This is a genomic window from uncultured Sphingopyxis sp. (genome assembly GCF_900078365.1).
Classification (GTDB): domain Bacteria; phylum Pseudomonadota; class Alphaproteobacteria; order Sphingomonadales; family Sphingomonadaceae; genus Sphingopyxis.
Window position 1 is genome coordinate 3,357,501 of the sequence record NZ_LT598653.1, and the last position, 14,455, is coordinate 3,371,955.

The 14,455-nt window shown below is 67.0% G+C and carries 14 protein-coding genes (1 of these 14 running past the window's edge); 5 read left to right on the forward strand and 9 right to left on the reverse strand.

What is annotated here, in order from left to right:
* A protein-coding gene (locus tag QZL87_RS15620; RefSeq protein ID WP_295321146.1) for a lipopolysaccharide biosynthesis protein crosses the window boundary here: on the forward strand, nucleotides 1–455 show its final stretch. Its footprint begins 1,078 nt before the window's first position; only the last 455 of its 1,533 coding nucleotides appear in the window; the start codon falls outside the window, past its left edge; the stop codon is at nucleotides 453–455.
* On the opposite strand, the gene QZL87_RS15625 is transcribed toward QZL87_RS15620, so the two are convergent.
* A complete protein-coding gene (locus QZL87_RS15625; protein ID WP_295321149.1) occupies nucleotides 440–865 on the reverse strand; it encodes a CBS domain-containing protein in 426 nt (141 codons plus the stop codon). The two genes, QZL87_RS15620 and QZL87_RS15625, sit on opposite strands and share 16 nt — an antisense overlap.
* Before the next feature lie 125 nt (nucleotides 866–990).
* On the opposite strand from QZL87_RS15625, the gene QZL87_RS15630 reads away from it, so the two are divergent.
* Both QZL87_RS15630 and QZL87_RS15635 read left to right on the forward strand, forming a co-directional pair.
* Nucleotides 991–1,293, forward strand: coding sequence for a hypothetical protein (locus QZL87_RS15630; RefSeq protein ID WP_295321151.1), 303 nt, complete (start codon nucleotides 991–993; stop codon nucleotides 1,291–1,293).
* Entirely contained in the window at nucleotides 1,290–1,682 is a 393-nt protein-coding gene (locus QZL87_RS15635) for an acyl-CoA thioesterase (protein WP_295321154.1), read from the forward strand. The genes QZL87_RS15630 and QZL87_RS15635 overlap by 4 nt, the downstream gene beginning before the upstream one ends.
* 119 nt (nucleotides 1,683–1,801) lie before the next feature.
* Here QZL87_RS15635 and QZL87_RS15640 read toward each other — a convergent pair whose 3' ends face one another.
* The 6 genes from QZL87_RS15640 to hisS all read right to left on the reverse strand — a co-directional run bounded on the left by QZL87_RS15640 (nucleotide 1,802) and on the right by hisS (nucleotide 9,259).
* Nucleotides 1,802–3,352 carry a hypothetical protein gene (locus tag QZL87_RS15640; protein WP_295321157.1) on the reverse strand — a complete coding sequence of 517 codons (1,551 nt, stop codon included), beginning with the start codon at nucleotides 3,350–3,352 and terminating at the stop codon, nucleotides 1,802–1,804.
* A gap of 13 nt (nucleotides 3,353–3,365) precedes the next feature.
* Nucleotides 3,366–4,778 (reverse strand): DUF4139 domain-containing protein, encoded by a 1,413-nt coding sequence (locus QZL87_RS15645; protein ID WP_295321159.1) that lies wholly within the window; start codon nucleotides 4,776–4,778, stop codon nucleotides 3,366–3,368.
* 76 nt (nucleotides 4,779–4,854) lie between these two features.
* Complete coding sequence (locus QZL87_RS15650; RefSeq protein WP_295321161.1) at nucleotides 4,855–5,712, reverse strand: DUF4167 domain-containing protein; 858 nt, start codon at nucleotides 5,710–5,712, stop codon at nucleotides 4,855–4,857.
* Between the two features lie 239 nt (nucleotides 5,713–5,951).
* Nucleotides 5,952–6,776 carry a peptide chain release factor N(5)-glutamine methyltransferase gene (gene prmC, locus QZL87_RS15655; protein WP_295321162.1) on the reverse strand — a complete coding sequence of 275 codons (825 nt, stop codon included), beginning with the start codon at nucleotides 6,774–6,776 and terminating at the stop codon, nucleotides 5,952–5,954.
* A gap of 168 nt (nucleotides 6,777–6,944) precedes the next feature.
* Nucleotides 6,945–8,012, reverse strand: a complete 1,068-nt coding sequence (gene prfA / locus QZL87_RS15660) for a peptide chain release factor 1 (RefSeq protein WP_295321164.1) — start codon at nucleotides 8,010–8,012, stop codon at nucleotides 6,945–6,947.
* Nucleotides 8,012–9,259, reverse strand: coding sequence for a histidine--tRNA ligase (gene hisS, locus QZL87_RS15665; protein ID WP_295321167.1), 1,248 nt, complete (start codon nucleotides 9,257–9,259; stop codon nucleotides 8,012–8,014). Before hisS ends, prfA begins: the two co-directional genes overlap by 1 nt.
* Nucleotides 9,260–9,498: 239 nt before the next feature.
* On the opposite strand from hisS, the gene QZL87_RS15670 reads away from it, so the two are divergent.
* Together QZL87_RS15670 and ppa are read left to right on the forward strand one after the other, a co-directional pair.
* Nucleotides 9,499–11,385, forward strand: a complete 1,887-nt coding sequence (locus tag QZL87_RS15670; protein ID WP_295321169.1) for a peptidase M61 — start codon at nucleotides 9,499–9,501, stop codon at nucleotides 11,383–11,385.
* A 134-nt stretch (nucleotides 11,386–11,519) separates the two neighbouring features.
* On the forward strand, nucleotides 11,520–12,056 hold the full coding sequence (ppa, locus tag QZL87_RS15675) for an inorganic diphosphatase (RefSeq protein WP_295321171.1): 537 nt from the start codon (nucleotides 11,520–11,522) through the stop codon (nucleotides 12,054–12,056).
* A gap of 84 nt (nucleotides 12,057–12,140) precedes the next feature.
* Here ppa and QZL87_RS15680 read toward each other — a convergent pair whose 3' ends face one another.
* Nucleotides 12,141–13,076, reverse strand: coding sequence for a mechanosensitive ion channel domain-containing protein (locus QZL87_RS15680; RefSeq protein ID WP_295321174.1), 936 nt, complete (start codon nucleotides 13,074–13,076; stop codon nucleotides 12,141–12,143).
* On the reverse strand, nucleotides 13,073–14,278 hold the full coding sequence (gene metC / locus QZL87_RS15685; protein ID WP_295321176.1) for a cystathionine beta-lyase: 1,206 nt from the start codon (nucleotides 14,276–14,278) through the stop codon (nucleotides 13,073–13,075). The genes QZL87_RS15680 and metC overlap by 4 nt, the downstream gene beginning before the upstream one ends.
* Nucleotides 14,279–14,455 lie beyond the last annotated feature (177 nt).

Genomic DNA, 14,455 nt, shown 5'->3' on the forward strand with positions numbered 1-14,455 from the left:
CCCCCGTCACCAACGCGCTCGGCAAGCCGTCGATTTCGATGTTCACCGCGATGAGCGGCGCCGTCCTCTTTCCGGTCTCGTTCCTCGTCGGCGCCGAATGGGGGCTGATCGGCATGGCGTGGGCGTGGCTGGTCGCCGCTCCCCTGCTCCTTATCGTCACCGCGCGCCTGTCGGCACCGCTGATCGTCATATCGCTATGGGATGTCGCCCGCGCGATGCTGCCCGGGCTGGCACCCGCGCTGGTGATGGCGATCGGCGTCGGCTTTGCGGGTCAGGCGCTCGAATCGCTCGGCCTGGCGGCGCCGGTCCAGCTCGCCCTGCTCGCCGGACTCGGCGTGGCGCTTTATGGCGCGCTCCTGTGGCTGCTCGAGCGCGAGGCGCTCTCCGAAGTGATTCGTCTCGTGCTCCGCCGCCGGGCGCCCGCGGCCGAAACCCCGAATCAGGACGCGATATAGTCGCGCATCGCCGCGGCTTCGGCCTCGATCTTGTCGATGCGATATTTGACGAGGTCGCCGATCGACACGAATCCGACCAGTCGGCCGCTGTCGACCACGGGCAGATGGCGGATGCGCTTTTGCGTCATCTGCGACAGCGCACCGATCACCGCCATGTGCGAATCGCAGGTCACGGGCGATTTGGTCATCACCTCGTCGAGGCTGCGGTCGAGCGCGTCGGGGCCATAGGAGGAGAGGAGGCGGACGATGTCGCGTTCGGAAAAAATGCCAACCACCGCATCGCCCTCGATCACCGGAACCGCGCCGATCCGGTTCTGCGCCAGCAGGTCGACCACGGCGCGGACCGCGTCGCCCGGCCGCGCCGAAATCACCGCCCCGGTCCGTTCACGAAGAATCGCTCCGATCGTCATAGCCGCCGCTCCCATATTTGGTTCTGTTGCCGGGCGAGCCTATCATGATTCGCATGTGGGACGAAACGTCCCACCTCCCGCAATGACGCTTGGCCGCGGCGGCGGCCTGGTCCATGGAGGCACGCATGGTCAAACGCTCCCCGCTCGACAACCGCGACACATCGAACATCGCCTGGGCGCGCTATCGCCGCCTGATGAAGGGCATGGCGCTGGTATCGCTGCTCGCCGTCGTCGGCGCGCTCGGCTGGCTCCGCTTCACGATGGGCGACGCGCTGACGATCCACATGATCATCGCGACCGCGGCCGGCGTCGGCCTGTCGGTGATGCTCGGCGCGGCGCTGATGGGGCTCGTCTTCCTGTCGAGCGGCAGCGGCCACGACGAATCGATCGAAACCCCCTTTGAGGACGACCCGGATTTGAAACCATGACCGAAACCACGCCTCCCGACTGTCCGCGCGACCCGATATTGCGCGTCGTCCCGCGCCCCGCCGACATCAACGCCAACGGCCATATCTTCGGCGGCTGGGTGCTCAGCCAGATGGACATCGCGGGCGGGATCGTCGCCGGGCGCGTCGCGCAAGGCGCGGTGGCGACGGTGGCGATCGAAACGATGGAGTTCATCGCGCCGATCCTGCTGCGCGACATCATCTCGGTCTATGCCCATCTCGAGCGGCGCGGGCGCACCTCGATGGGCATCAGAATCGAAGTGATCGCGACGCGCGACGGCGGGCGCACCGAGGAGCGCGTGACCGAGGGTCTGTTCACCTTCGTCGCGCTCGACGAGAATCACCGCCCGCGCGCGCTGCCGCCAACCTGAAACCCGCCTCCTCATACCGTCATCCCGGCGAAGGCCGGGATCTCGCCCTCTCGGCCTGACGCACCGGCGAGATCCCGGCCTTCGCCGGGATGACGATTCACTCAAAAAGCGATCACGCTCTACTCATCCTTCACGCGGTAATGGAACGCCTTGCTGCCGTTCGCGGGCACGCGAACGACCCAGGTGAGCAGGCCGTCGCGGCGCGGAAGCTTGCGGATGCGCGAATCGAGGCGGTCGCTGTCATCGACAAGAAAGCCGAGTTCGACGTCGGCCGGATGCGGGTTCGCATTGGTCACGGTGATGCGGTAATCCTGCTCGCGATTCTTCGGCGGCACATAATTTTCGACGTCGATTCGCACCTGGCTGCTCTCGCCGATGACGAGATCGACCTTTTCGCCGACCGCATGGTCGCGCATCCGCCCCTCGCCGACCAGCATCTCGCGGCCGCCGACCGGCTCGAACACCGCCGCCTGCCCGCTCGGCAGCGGGACGCCCAGCCCTTCGGCCTCCTTGTTCTGCATCCGGAGCAGGATTTCGGGCTCCATCGCCTTCCCCTCGTCGCCCGGATAAAGGCGCAGGCGATGGATCGTGCGAAACGGCACGCCGTCCTTGACGAGCAGCGCGACCTGCTTCTGCCCGTTCGCGGCGACGGTGACCGGGATCGGCACGCGATAGAGCTTGAGGTCGCCCAGATCCTCCTGGCTCGCGACGATCGCGACGGCCGACAACATCTCGGCGCTCGGCCTGCGCTGCGCGGTGACGACGATGCTGTCCATCGCCGCCATCGGCGGTGGCGGCGGAGCGGGCGGCGGCGGAGGCGGGGGTGGAGCGCCATAGCGTCCGCTGCCGGTCGGAAAGCAGCGCAGACGAAGCGGCGGCGGGCGCGGGCGTTCGGCGAGGGCCTCGAAATCGCTGACCTTGTTGAGCGTGCCCGCGATCGCCGCGAGCCCGGCGTCGGCGAAACTCTCGCCATTGCTGTTGGCGACCGTCAGCCAGGCGAAGAGGTCGAGCGTCTTCCCGTCCTCGCGCACGCGCGCGACATAATTGCTCGCCCAGTCGAAGCCGGTCGATAGATAGGTCAGCGTCACCGTCGCGCGCTGCGCCGCCGGGCTGCGCGTCGTCACCGACAAGGTCGGCTTCGCGGTCAGCCCCGCGGGCACGCCGTCATAGACGATCGTTTCGGGAAGGCCGGTGCAGCGCAAGGCCTCATAGCCCGCGGGCGTTTGCAGCACGACGGCCCCCGCCGGGCCCGAGCGGATGATGGCTTCCTCTTCGGTGACCTTGCCCGTCGCGCCGTCGGTGCGGCGGATATGGACGCGGTTGCCGAGCGATCCGTCGAGCAGGCTGGCGGGCGACAGCAGCGCCGCATCGCGATTTTTCTGCACCACCCCGCCGGGCAGGCCGGTGACGATCGCCGACACGGCGATCATCCCCTCGGCGACGCCTTCGAATCGCACCGTCGCCTCGCCGGCGGGGAGGTCGATCGTCCGCGTTTCGGAGATCAGCGCGAAACCCTCGAGCCAATTCGGCGAAATCTCTCCGCCCTCGTCGCGGCCGGGATCGCGAAAGACGCTGACCGAGACTTTCTCGGGGGCAAGCGAGGTCACCGCAGGCTGCGCCGCCGCCGGGGAGGCGGCCAGCATCGACAGCAGGAGCGGCCAGCGGCGCATCGTGCCCCGCGAATCAGGTGCGCGTTTCGAAGGTGGCGGTGATCGTCGCTTCGCCATTGGCGGGCACCTCGATCCGCCACCGCGTGCCGTCGCTGTCGAGCCGCTCGCTCTTCCGGCTTTCGTCGACGATGCGCGTGTCGTCCCAATACCAGTCGAGCCCGCGCTGGACGAGATCGAGCGTCACCGGGTTCGCCCGCGCATTGGTGAGCAGATAGGACATTTGCGTCCGCCAGCGCCGGTCCGAAATGCGCTCGCGCTTCACGACCGTCGCCTGCACCTTGACGTCGAACGCCTGTCCGGTCGCGAGGCCGAGTTCGCTTCCCATCGGCGTATGGCCGATGTTGTTTTCGCCGATGAACTGCGGATCGCCGCGCAGGTCGCGCTGATAGAAGCGCACCGTCCCCGCGGGCAGCGCGTCGCCGAGGCCCCCGCCCTTCGCGCTCGTGTTGAACTTGATCACGCTCGCCGCGCTCGCCGGCTCGGTCATCGTGTCGAACCCGCCGACGCTATATTCATAGATTTTCTGCGCCGGGACGCCGCTGACGTCGAGGAAGCTCACCTGCTTGGTCTGGGCATTAGCGATCGTCGTCCGCTCGGCGAGCGGGTAGAGATAATAGTCGCCGAGCTGCTCGCGCGGCGCGGTTTCGGTGCCCGCGCGGCGCAGATTGCCCGGCGGCTGCGGGCGCGGGCGATAGGACCGCGACGTCGCGCCGCCGCCCGAAGGCGTTCCCGCGACGAGCAGCGTCTTCGCATTGGCGAAGGTCGTGCCGGTGTTGTTGGAAAGCGTCACCCAGCCCTGGACGTCGATCGTCCCCGCCTTCTCGTCATAGAGCGAGACATAGTCGGCCGCCCAGCCGAGCCCGTTCGTGAGGTAAGAGAGCGTGGCGGGCCGCGTTCCCGCCCGATCGCTGTCGACGGTGATCGACAGCGTCGGCTTGGCGCGCAGATTCGGCGGAATCTTGTCGAAGATCACGCGCACCGGCATCCCGTCGTCGCGCAATATCTCGATCCTGGAGCCGATCTGGAGCACGACGCCGCCATTGACCGCGAGCACCTTGGCGCGCTCGCGCGTTTCGGCGCCGGTGGCGGGGTTGGTGCGCAGCAGCGTCACCGTCTCGCCCACCGCCTTTTGCATCAGCGCGTTGGGCGACAGGAGATCATAGTCGAAATTCTGCTCGACGATCGCGGTGTTCGCCGCCGCGAAGGAGACCGTCTGCGGCCGGATCTGCGCCGATACGTCGGGAAATTCCTGCCGCGTCCGGCCGGCAGGGAAAGCGATCTGGCGGATGTCCTGCACCAGCGACTGCCCGCCGTTATAGATGGTGACGGCCAGCTCGCCCTGCGCATTGCCCCTTGTGGGATCCTGCGCCGCCGCAGGGAGTGCCGTTAGGACGAACGGAACGCAAAGCATTGCCAACGCGCGCATAAAAAAGCCTCCCCGCGAATATTCCGCGGGGAGGCTATGGCATGTCACATTCAAATTCTAGCGCGAAATCGCCGACCTATTCGGCGGCCTCGACGTCGGTGCCGCGCGCCGCGAGCGTGCGGCGGGTGCGGCGCGGCTTGGCGGCCGGAGCCTCTTCGCCCGCATCGCCCTCGGCGCCGCGTTCGGGGCGGCCGATCGCCGGCGGCAGCACCGCCGTGTCGATCCCGGCATTATCCTTGTCGGCCGCCTTGTCGGCGCCGTCGTCCTGACGCGCGCGGCGTGCGGGGCGGCGCGACGGGCGCGGGGCGGCTTCCTGTTCGGCGGTTTCGTCGCGGGGCGCCGCTTCATCGCGATCGTTATGCTCGCCTTCGCTCTCTTCGCGATTGCGCGCGGTCCGCCCGCGCGATGGCTGGCGGTTGCCGCGATTATCGTCGTCGCGATCGCCGCGCGGTTCGCGGTTGCCGCGATTGTCACGCGGGCCGCGGCCGCCACGCTCGTTGCGGTCGCTGCGCTCATCGCCATTGTCGCCGTCGTCGCGGCCGGTGTCGGTATCGACATCGCCGTCGGTATCATCGTGGCCGTCGAAATCCTCGACGCCGCGAATCTCGCGGCCGCGGTCATTGCCACGCTCCTGCCCGTTCGCCGCGGCCTTTTCTTCCTGCCGGGCGCGGAAGTCGCTAACGACGCGGAAATAATGGTCGGCGAACTGCAGATAATATTCGGTCTGGACCCGGTCGCCCGCAAGCTGCGCGTCGCGCGCGAGGTTGCGATATTTTTCGATCATCTGGGCGCCGTTGCCGCGCGCCCGGCTGTCGATGCGGTTCGCCTGGTCGACGCCTCCGCGACCGCCCGACTGCGACCGGTTGTTGTTGCTGTTGTTGTTGCGGCCGCGACGGCGACCGCTCTGCCGGTTGTTCATGTTCAACTGAGACATCCTGTCGAATAAGCTAAATAAGCTACGCCAACCCCTTTTGGCCGATCGCGCCAATTGCGCGTCGCGCCCGCGCCATGCGCGGTTCTTGCCCTTTACCGCTTGCGCCGGGCCCCACGGCCCCGCACCAGCATCGTAAGTGGGAAACAGACCAGCCGGACCGATCAAGGTACCCGTGCCGGGTCTGTAAGCCGCCCCTACCGCGCTTTGCGGCGGAAACCAAGAAAATTCTTGCGCGGGTGTCAGGCGCGGGTCAGCAAAAGCGCCCTGTCGCGGCCGCCGAGATCCTGTCGGCATCGGGCCGTGAACCCCGCCGCTTCGGCGAGCTCACCCACCAACATATGTTGCGTGTGCCCGATTTCAAGGATCGCGACGCCGCCGGGCGCGAGAATGCGCGGCAAATCGGGGATGATGCGGCGATAATCGTCGAGGCCGTCGGCCCCGGCGAACAGCGCGCAGCCGGGCTCGTGACCGGCGACGTCGGGCATCAGTTCTTCGTTATCGGCGATATAGGGCGGGTTGCAGAGGATGAGATCGAATGACCCCGCGACCCGCTCCGCCCAATTGCCCGCCATGAGTTCGACGCGGTCGGCGAGCCCGAGCGCCGCCGCATTGTCCGCCGCATAGCCGAGCGCGATGTCGCTGGCATCGACGCCGAGCCCGCGCGCCTCCGGCCATTCGCTCATCGCGGCGTAGAGCAGCGTGCCGGGACCGGTGCCGAGGTCGAGAATTTGTCCTGGCCCCGCCGCGCCGAAATGCGCCACTGCGGCCTCGATCAGCGTCTCGCTGTCGGGGCGCGGAACCAGCACGCCGGGGCCGACCTTCAGCCGGATCGTCCAGAAATCGCGATAGCCGAGGATATAGGCGACGGGTTCATGCGCCATCCGGCGCGCGACGAAGGCACCGAATTCCGTCGGCACGGCATGGCGCGCCGGGTCGAGCAGCAGCGCCTGCCGCTCGATGCCCAGCGCATGCGCCATCAGCAATTCGGCGTCGAGCCGCGGCGTGTCCGACACGCCCGCCAACCGCTGCGCCGCCTCGCGCAGCGCGATGGAAACCGCGCTCACCGCCGAATTCCGTTCGTGTCGAGCGAAGTCGAGACACCCATCGGGATCACGCCAGGCCGAGGGGCATCTCGACTTCAGCCGAAGGCTGAAGTTTATCCTGAGCGCCCGCCCTGCGGGCAGCCGAAGGGCTCGATGCGAACGGATTGGAATAGGCGCAGGCGCCCTTGCTCACTCACCCAGTCCTGCCAGCCGCTGCGCCTGATCCTCGGCGATCAGCGCGTCGATCAGCTCGTCCATCTGCCCCTCGATGATCTCGGGCAGGCGGTGGAGCGTCAGGTTGATGCGGTGGTCGGTGACGCGCCCCTGCGGGAAATTATAGGTGCGGATGCGTTCGGAGCGGTCGCCCGACCCGACCATCGATTTGCGCGCCGAGGCCTCGGCGCTGTGAATCTTCTCGCGCTCGAGATCATAGAGCCGCGCGCGCAGCACCTGCATCGCCTTGGCGCGATTCTTGTGCTGGCTGCGCTGGTCCTGCTGGATCACGACGAGCCCGGTCGGGATATGTGTGATGCGGATCGCCGAATCGGTCGTGTTGACATGCTGCCCGCCCGCTCCGCTCGCACGGTAGATGTCGATCTTGAGGTCGCTGTCGTTGATCGCGACGTCGACTTCCTCCGCCTCAGGCAGCACCGCGACGGTCGCGGCGCTGGTGTGGATGCGGCCCTGGCTTTCGGTCGCGGGAACGCGCTGGACGCGGTGGACGCCGCTTTCGAACTTCAATTTGGCGAAAACGCCCTGCCCGCTCACCGACGCGACGACTTCCTTGTAACCGCCGACCTCGGCCTCGTTCGCCGAGATGATCTCGACCTTCCACCCCTGCGTATCGGCGAAACGGCTGTACATGCGCAGCAGGTCGCCCGAGAACAGCGCGCTTTCATCGCCGCCCGTCCCGGCGCGGATTTCGAGCATCGCGGCGCGCTCGTCGGCGACGTCCTTGGGGAGAAGCTTGATCGCGAGGTCATGTTCGGCCGCGGGCAGCGCCGCCTCGATCGCGGCGATTTCCTCGGCCGCCATCGCCTTCATCTCGGGATCGGCGAGCATTTCGTTCAGCGAAACCAGCTCGCCGCGCAGCCGCGTCACTTCGGCGGCGGCTTTCGCGACAGGTTCGAGCTCGGCGAATTCCTTCGACGCCGCGACGAAATCGGCGGGCGCCATATCACCCGTCGCCATGCGCGCCTGCAAGGCGGCGTGGCGTTCGATGATCGCGTCGATCTGTTTGGCGGAAACGGAGGTCATCAGAGTGCCCGGACGAGCCCCTCGGCCGCCTTCGCGCGATCGCCGTCACCACGGACGTTGACGTGAAGCGCACCGTCGCGCGTACCAACCGAAATCAGCGCGTGCGCGGGAATCTTCGCCGCCTTGTCGAAGCGTTTGCGCGGCGACCCGCTCGCCACGATCTCGGCCGCGAAGCCGCCATTGCGCAGCGCGGCGAGCGCTCTCATCGCGAACGCGATCTGGCCGTCGTCCTCGACCGCAATCACCGTATCGAGCCGGGTGTCGATGACGTCGTCGGCGAGCAGCATCGCGAGCCGCTCGATTCCCGCCGCCCAGCCGACCGCCGGGGTCGGCGGGCCGCCGAGAGTTTCGATCAGCCCGTCGTAGCGTCCGCCGCCGAGCACCGTGCCCTGCGCGCCCAAGCGGTCGGTGACGAATTCGAACGCCGTGTGGCGATAATAGTCGAGCCCGCGCACGAGCCGCGCGTTGCGTTCCCACGCGACCCCCGCGGCGTCGAGCCCGGCGGTCACCGCGCCGAAAAAATCCTGCGCTTCGCTCGTCAGAAACGCATCGATGTCGGGCGCGCTGTCGGCGATCGGACGGTCCCTCGGATCCTTGCTGTCGAGGATGCGCAGCGGATTCTTGTCGAGCCGCGCGAGGCTGTCTTCGCTCAAGTTCCCGCGATGCGCCTCGAAATGCTCGACCAGCGCAGCACGCCACGCATCGCGGCTCGCCGCATCGCCGAGCGTGTTGAGCGTCAGCGTCACGCCCTCGGAGATACCCAGCTCCTTGAGCAGCTGATCCGCGAATACCAGCAATTCGGCATCGGCGAGCGGGCTGTCGCTGCCAAGCACCTCGGCGTCCAATTGGTGAAACTGGCGATAGCGGCCCTTCTGCGGCCGCTCGTAGCGGAACAGCGGGCCGTGCGTCGCGACCTTGAGCGGCGCGAACTGCTGCCAGCCGTTGGTGACATAGGCGCGCGCGATCCCCGCGGTGAATTCAGGACGCAGCGTGATCGATTCGCCGCCGCGATCCTCGAAGCTATACATTTCCTTCGACACGACGTCGGTGGTTTCGCCTAGCGAGCGCGCGAACACCGCGGTCGGCTCGATCACCGGCACCTCGACACGCTTGAAGCCATAGAGGCGGCGTACCCGCTCGAACGTCTCGACGACATAAGCGAAACGGTCGGCGAAATCGCCGAGCATGTCCTGCGTGCCGCGCACGGCCTGCGGCGTCGGGATTTTGGCGGATTTATCCTTGCTCATGGCGGCGGCGTCTAATCGATTTTACATACTGCGCAAAGTCCCCTCTCCCCTTGCGGGAGAGGGATGCGCAGACTTGGCAGCTTGCTGCCTAGTCGAAGCTGGGTGAGGGGTGCGAGCCATTGGCTCGCACGGTCGCCGAGCGAGGGGAGAAGGTTGTAGAAAAGTGCGAATCGCGGCAGAGAGCCGTCATGAAAAAAACACGCTTGGTCGCAACCGCCCTCATCGCCACCCCTCTCGTTTTGGCCGCCCCCATCCACGCGCAGGAAGCGGTCAGCCGCCCCCAGCCGGTCGTCCAGCCGCTGACGATCCCGCTGCCCGCCGACAAGCCCTATCCGGGGACGATGCAGCTGCGTGTCGATGCGACCGACGTCGCGCGCGGCATCTTTCACGTCCGGCAGACGATCCCGGTGGCGAAGACCGGCAAGCTCACCCTGCTCTATCCCGAATGGCTGCCGGGCAAGCACGCACCGCGCGGCGCGATCGCCGAAATGGCCGGGTTCAAGGCCTCAGCGGGCGGAGAACCGCTCGTCTGGACACGCCAGCCGACCGACGTCTACGCCTTTGACGTCGATGTGCCCGCGGGAACCAAGAGCATCGACATCAGCTTCGACTTCCTGTCGCCGACGCGCACGAGCGAGGGCCGCGTCGTCGTCACCCCGGCGATGATGAATCTGCAATGGGAACAGGTCAGCCTCTATCCCGCGGGCTATTTCACGCGGAACATCCCGGTGCAGCTCGAGGTCACACTGCCCGAAGGCTGGACCGGCGCGGCGGCGCTCGACGGGCTCAAGGTGTCGGCGGGCCGCTACAGCTTCGCGCCGACCAGCTACGAGACGCTCGTCGACAGCCCGATGTTCGCCGGCAAATATTTCCGCAAATGGGATCTCGGCAACAAGGTGACGCTGAACGTCGTCGCCGACGAGGCGAAATATCTGGAGGCCAGCCCCGACCATATCGCGCGCCACGCCGCGCTGGTGTCCGAAGCCGTCGCGCTGTTCGGCGTCCGCCATTTCGACCGCTATGAATTCCTGCTCGCGCTCAGCGACGAACTGGGCGGGATCGGGCTCGAGCATCATCGTTCGAGCGAGAACAGCCGCCATCCCGACTATTTCACCAAATGGAACGATAACGACAGCGAGCGCGGGCTGCTCCCGCACGAGCTGACGCACAGCTGGAATGGCAAATATCGCCGGCCCGACAAGCTGTGGACCCCCGACTTCCGCACGCCGATGCAGGGCAATCTGCTGTGGGTTTACGAAGGGCAGACGAGCTTCTGGGACCTCGTGCTCGCCGCGCGGTCGGGGATGCAGTCGAAGGAGATGGTGCTTGCCGAATGGGCGACCAACGCCGGCTATTACAGCGTCCAGCCCGGCCGCGAGTGGCGCCCGGTCGAGGATACGACGCTCGACCCGGTGATCGCGGCGCGCAAGCCCAAGCCCTTTTCGAGCTGGTCGCGGAGCGAAGATTATTACAACGAAGGGTCGCTGATGTGGCTCGAGGCCGACATGCTGATCCGCGGCGCGACGAACAATGCGAGGAGCCTCGACGATTTCGCGCGCGCCTTTTTCGGCGGACGCGAGGGCGATTGGGGGCAGGAGACCTATGATTTCGACGATGTCGTCGCCACGCTGAACGCCGTCCACCCCTATGACTGGGCGACGTTCCTGCACGAGCGGATGCAGACGAGCGGGCGCCCCGCCCCCACCGGCGGGATCGAGCGCGCGGGTTATCGCCTCGTCTGGCGCGACACGCCGAACGTCTTCGATCGCGACCGCATGGCGCAGGCGAAGAACGCCGACCTGACCCATTCGCTGGGCATGACGGTCGACAAGGACGGCGTCGCGACCGGCATCCTGTGGAACGGCCCCGCCTTCAAGGCCGACATCGTCAACGGGACGAAGGTCGTCGCGGTCGACGGTCTCGCCTATAGCCGCGAGCGGATCGAGGCCGCGGTGCAGGCGGCGACCGACGGCAAGACGCCGGTGCGGCTGCTCGTCGAGCGCGGCGGGCGCTATCGGAACGTCGAGATCGACTATCACGGCGGGCTGCGCTGGCCGCACCTCGAAAAATCGGGGAATGGCCCCGACTGGTTCGATCGGCTATTGGCGCCGCGGCGGGCGCTTTAATCCCGCCGCAGCCGTTCGTTTCGAGCGCAGGGAAGACACCGGTCGTCGCCGCGCGGCTTCGCGGTGTCTCGACTTCGCGCGATGCGAAGGGCTAAGGGGCGCCCGAATCAAAAAACAAAGGACTGACTTCTCCCATGCGCATCGACCTGATTCCCGCCGGCGACAATCCGCCCGACAGCCTCAACGTCCTGATCGAAGTGCCGATCGGCGGCGAGCCGGTGAAATATGAATTCGACAAGGCGTCGGGCGCGCTGTTCGTCGACCGCTTCCTCCACACCCCGATGCGCTATCCCGCCAATTACGGCTTCGTCCCGCACACGCTGGGCGAGGACGGCGATCCGCTGGACGCACTGGTCGTCGCGCGCTCGCCGATCGTCGCGGGCGCGGTGGTCAAGTGCCGCCCGATCGGCGTGCTCAACATGGTCGACGACGCCGGCGGCGACGAGAAGCTGCTGTGCGTTCCCGTCAGCAAGACCTTTCCCTATTACGACAAGGTCGCGACCTACAAGGATATGCCCGAGATCGTGCTGCAGCAGATCGAGCATTTCTTCACCCACTATAAGGATCTCGAACCCGGCAAATGGGCCAAGCTCAACGGCTGGGGCGACGTCGACGAGGCGAAGCGCATCATCGTCGAATGCGTCGAGCGCGCGAAGCAGGCCGGTCTCTGAACGATCGTCGCCCCCGCGGAGGCGGGGGCCGCTGGAAGGGTAGGGCAAGGCAGACAACGGCCCCCGCCTTCGCGGGGGCGACGGTTACTTTTGCCGATGATCTTCTTCTTCCGGCGCCTCGACCATCCGCACGTCGGTGCGCGGATAGGGAATGCGGATGCCCGCTTCCTTGAACCGGTCCCATATTCCCAGGAATACCTCGCCCTGGATGTTGCCGAGCCCCGCCTCGGGGTCCGAAATCCAATAGCGCAGCTCATGCTCGACCGCGCGTTCGCCAAAAGCGGTGATCCACACGACGGGTTCGGGTTCGGCGAGGATGCGCGGATTTTCCTTTGCGGTCTCGACCATCAGCCGCTGCGCGAGGCGGAGGTCGCAGTCATAGCCGACCGGAACGCGCATCCGCACGCGCACCTCGGGGCTGGCGAAGCTCCAATTCTCGACCGCCTGCGTCATCAGCAGTTCGTTCGGGATCAGATGCTTCCTGCCGTCGCGGGTGACGACATTGACCGCGCGCACGCCGATCTTGGCGACGCGCCCGACATTGGGCACGCCGCCGGGTAGGCTGGTGCCGCCCATCGCGCTGCCGTCGCCGACGACGACGATGTCGCCGGGCTTGATCGAGCGGTCCATCAGCAGGATGATCCCCGCGATCAGATTGCCGACGGTCTTCTGCAGCCCGAAGCCGATCGCAAGGCCCGCGGCGCCCGAAAAGACCGCCAGCGCGGTAAGGTCGATGCCGAGCAGGTCGATGCCGAGCAGCATCGCGAAGACGAAGAGCGCGATCGCGATCAGCTTTTCGGCCAGCAGTCTTTGCGTCGCGTCGATCTGGCTGTTGCGGCGAAGCAGCCATTTGGTCGAGCGCAGCGCGATCCGCACCGCTATATAGAGGAGAATCGCGACGATGATTGTCGAGAACAGGCCATAGAGCGAGAGCCGGTACGAGCCGACGTCGATGCCGATCGCCTTCAGCGTGCCGACCGCGCCGGCGACGGCTTGCGCCAGGCCGTCCACCGCGCTCACCCGCGCATCGCGGCAAGGCCGCGTTCGAGATCGGCGATCAGGTCGGCCGGGTCCTCGAGCCCGATCGACAGGCGGACAAGCGGGTCGGGGTCGGTCCAGCGGGTGGCGGTGCGAATCATCTGCGGATCGCTCGGCACGACAAGGCTTTCATAGCCGCCCCAGCTGAAACCGATGCCGAAATGGGCGAGCGAATCGATGAAGCGCGTCCGTGCCGCCTCGTCGACGCCCTTCAGCGTGAAGCCGAACAGTCCGCTCGCGCCCGCGAAATCGCGCGACCAGATCGCGTGGCCGGGATTGCCCGGCAGCGCGGGGTGCAGCACGCGGCCGACCTCGGCCCGGCCCGCGAGCCAGTTCGCGACGGCGAGGCCGTTCTCGCCCTGCCGCCGTATCCGCACCTCGAGCGTCCTGAGGCCACGCAGCATCAACGCGCAATCGTCGGGCGAAACCGATTGGCCGAGCTGATAGGTGGCGCTGCGCAGCTTCGGCCACACGGCCTTCGTCGCCGTGAGCGAACCCATCATCGCGTCCGAATGCCCGCCGACATATTTGGTGAGGCTCATCATCGTTACGTCGATGCCATGCCCGAACGCGGGAAAGAGCAAGGGGGTCGCCCAGGTGTTGTCGAGCATCGTCAGCACGCCCCGCGCGCGCGCGATTCGCGTGATCGCCGGAATATCCTGCACTTCGAAGGTCAGGCTGCCCGGCGATTCGAGGAAGATCAGCCTGGTTTGGGGCCGGATGAGCTCGGCGATCCCAGCCCCGGTGAGCGGATCATAATAGGTCGTTTCGACGCCGAGCCGCGCGAGCATGAGGTCGCAGAAGGCGCGCGTCGGTTCATAGGCGCTGTCGACCATCAGCAGATGGTCGCCCGGCGACAGCAGCGCGAGCAGTCCGGCCGAAATCGCCGCCACCCCCGACGGATAGAGCAGAGTTCCTTCGGCGCCCTCCTCCATCCCCGTCAGCGCATCGGCGAGCGCCCACACGGTCGGCGTCCCGCGCCGGCCGTAATAAAGCTTGTCGTGCGTCGCATGGCCCCGCGCCTTGAGGTCGGCGATATTGTCGTAGAGGATCGTCGAGGCGCGCCACACCGGCGGATTGACGATCCCGCCGCCGAGCCGCGGGTCACCGGTCCATTCGGGCCGCCGCCCGCCCTGCACCAATTTTGTCGCGGGGCGGAGGCTCTTGTCGTCGCTTTTGCTCATGCGCCCCTGTTAGCGGAGCAGCGGCCAAAATCCAGTGGTGGCAGGATCACCGTGCCCCTGCGAAGGCAGGGGCCCATCTCCAAAGCTATCGCATTCCCGCCCCGTCCGTTGGAACCTGCCGAGGGCAGGAGATGGATCCCTGCCTTCGCAGGGGCACGAGGACGGGATGGAGACGGC